At 57.3% G+C, this 2,302-nt stretch carries 1 protein-coding gene and 2 pseudogenes; all 3 read right to left on the bottom strand.

Annotated elements, in window-relative coordinates; genetic code table 11:
* Positions 1–299 precede the first annotated feature (299 nt).
* Entirely contained in the window at positions 300–896 is a 597-nt protein-coding gene (locus tag FTE26_RS09430; protein ID WP_000977995.1) for a hypothetical protein, read from the bottom strand.
* Positions 893–1,246 (bottom strand): annotated as a pseudogene (locus FTE26_RS09425) (plasmid SOS inhibition protein A); the annotation flags it as partial. The pseudogene FTE26_RS09425 and the gene FTE26_RS09430, both read right to left, overlap by 4 nt.
* A pseudogene (locus tag FTE26_RS09420) lies at positions 1,241–2,184 on the bottom strand (ParB/RepB/Spo0J family partition protein); the annotation flags it as partial. The pseudogenes FTE26_RS09420 and FTE26_RS09425, both read right to left, overlap by 6 nt.
* Positions 2,185–2,302 lie beyond the last annotated feature (118 nt).

Raw genomic sequence — 2,302 nt, 5'->3', positions numbered from 1 at the left:
AACGACCGGAAAATCACGGCAGACGGGAAGGAGGGACCGGGTGACCGCAGCGGCGAAGCGTACCCTTGCATCCCTGCCAGCCCGGCTAAGATGGAGGCACGGCACAGCCCGCACACGACGCTGAGGCCACAGAGCTGAAAACCCACAAGGCCATGCCCCGCATGGCCGGGTAAAAGCGGAGCCGCCGGCGACTTCCTTATTCCGGCGAGTGCAGAGGACACGCCGCATGACCTCCAGACCACCCCTGATATGAAACGATCATGATCGGCGTGTCCCTGCGTAAAATATACATGCCTGGTTCACCGGAGAATATCTGTGATATCCACAAGTTTTCTGTCGCGCAGCCAGTCCTGCGCTTCACGCACCACACAACTGTCCGGTTTCACCGCTTTCAGCGATGATGCCAGTCGCTTGATCAACATCACCAGTTCCCGTGTCTGTATGTCCGGCATTGTCTCCGGCGGAGCAGGGGGACTCTCATTTCCGACGCTCATCCCATGCGCTTCCAGTGTGGCACGGACAAACCAGGCGGCATCGACCAGTTGCTGTCCAATCCAGGCCAGATCGGCATTTCTGTCACGGGCTGCCATTCGCTCGCCCGACAGCGCCTTGCTGATATGGCTGCGCACCAGATTATCCAGGAGTGCCTGCGCTTCTTCCGGTGAAAAGCCACCTGGTATCTCTGTGCGCAACAGCCCTTTCCTGTACAGAAGCTGCAGCAGATCAACCTGCGACCGCACAGCAACTATCAGTACATAACGGACAACATTCGCACTGGCAGTGGTTTCTGTATCATTCAGCAGTTCTTCCGGATCGTTCCCCCCGGTGTTGCAGAGCAACGGCAACAGAGGTCGCATCCACGCGGGAACCTGGTATTTTTCGTCTGATTTCATCATATTACGTTCTCCAGCTTGTTCGGGATCATCCACTGCTCAAGTGCACGTACCTGTACCGGTGCACCACGACCGGCCTCACCGGCTTCAAAAATCAGCCGCCAGAGTGGTTCCTCCTGCCAGAAAAACCGGTCAAATGATGACAGTGATGGAAAACGCCCGCACCACCCCCAGAAAATCGTTTCCAGATCATGCTCCTCAACAACACCAGACCAGCGGGACAACCAGCTTCCGACCGTGGCGGGAGTATGAAACGCAAGGTCAATCTGCGCCTGAGCAAAACATGTCTGGTATTCCAGTTCCCGTCGTTCTGCCTCACGTTCCCGCTGGCGGCTGTATTTCTGCTCTGTCATGTCCCGTGACCATCTCTCCGGTAACAGGGCCGCAAGACGGGCTTTTTCTGCCATCAGCGCCAGGAATGCGGCACCTTCCTTCCCTGACGGCGCATCGCTGGTCAGCGAATAATGTTTACATTCCAGGCTGATTTGTGCTGGTTTACTGTACGCTCCGCTGTCAAACACATTCAGGCAGAGCGTCCATGCCAACAGTGCAAGAGATTTGTCCGGTTGCTGCATCAGTGCTGCCTGGACTGCCAGCGTGCGTTCGGAAGACATTTTCGTCAGCAACGGCAGACTGATTGCCTCCACTGACGCTTTCTCCTGCACCTGTTCCGTGCGGTCAGCGTCATCAGTCGCGTCATCTTCACTGCGCAACTGCACACCACGCTGGACACACACGTTGCCATAACGCCAGGACACCACCACTCCACCTCCGGCTGGACACACACGTTGCCATAACGCCAGGACACCACCACTCCACCTCCGGCACGCATCTCCGGCGTCCACGCTCTGACCTTCGCCATGCAGCGCATCAGCTTCATTTCTGCTTCCAGCAGGTCAGATTCCTCACACTGGTTTTCCAGCGCGTCGTAACGTGCCATCAGTTCGTTCAGACGTTCTTCTTCCGCCTCGGTCAGCACCGCTTCCGGCTCCGGCAGACAGCGGTATGTTCCGGCATCCTCACGGCACTCACCGACAGGCTCCATGCGTCCGGCGCACCATTCCCAGCCTTCGGCTTCCCGAAGGAACTCTGCGACAGCCTGGAGTTTTTCCAGCAGGGCGGCATCGAGCGCCACGCAGTCCACATAGCCACCCTCGTCGTCGCTGAACAAATCGGTGCGCAGTTCGTCTGGCGAGAAGGCATCAGCCCCCACGAAGCGGAATTTACTGTTCCCCGCCACCGCCACTTCACTTTCCGTAATCAGATTGCGGATAACCCGCACATCCGGTTTGGGGATGTAACGGACTTCCGGATCATTACCCAGACGGTAGGGTAGGGTACGTGTGGTCTTTCAAGATAAATGGCGAATATGTCCTGCTTATCTTGAGTTAGATCACCGTTACCCCCCC

The sequence above is a fragment of the Escherichia sp. S10b genome (assembly GCF_028421345.1).
Taxonomy (GTDB): domain Bacteria; phylum Pseudomonadota; class Gammaproteobacteria; order Enterobacterales; family Enterobacteriaceae; genus ECMA0423.
Note: the sequence above shows the minus strand (reverse complement) of the source record. Positions and strands in the feature narration are given on the sequence as shown.

Coding starts and splice junctions, on each gene's coding strand:
- FTE26_RS09430 (WP_000977995.1), bottom strand. CDS start 896: ATGATGAAATCAGACGAAAAATACCAGGTTCCCGCGTGGATGCGACCT.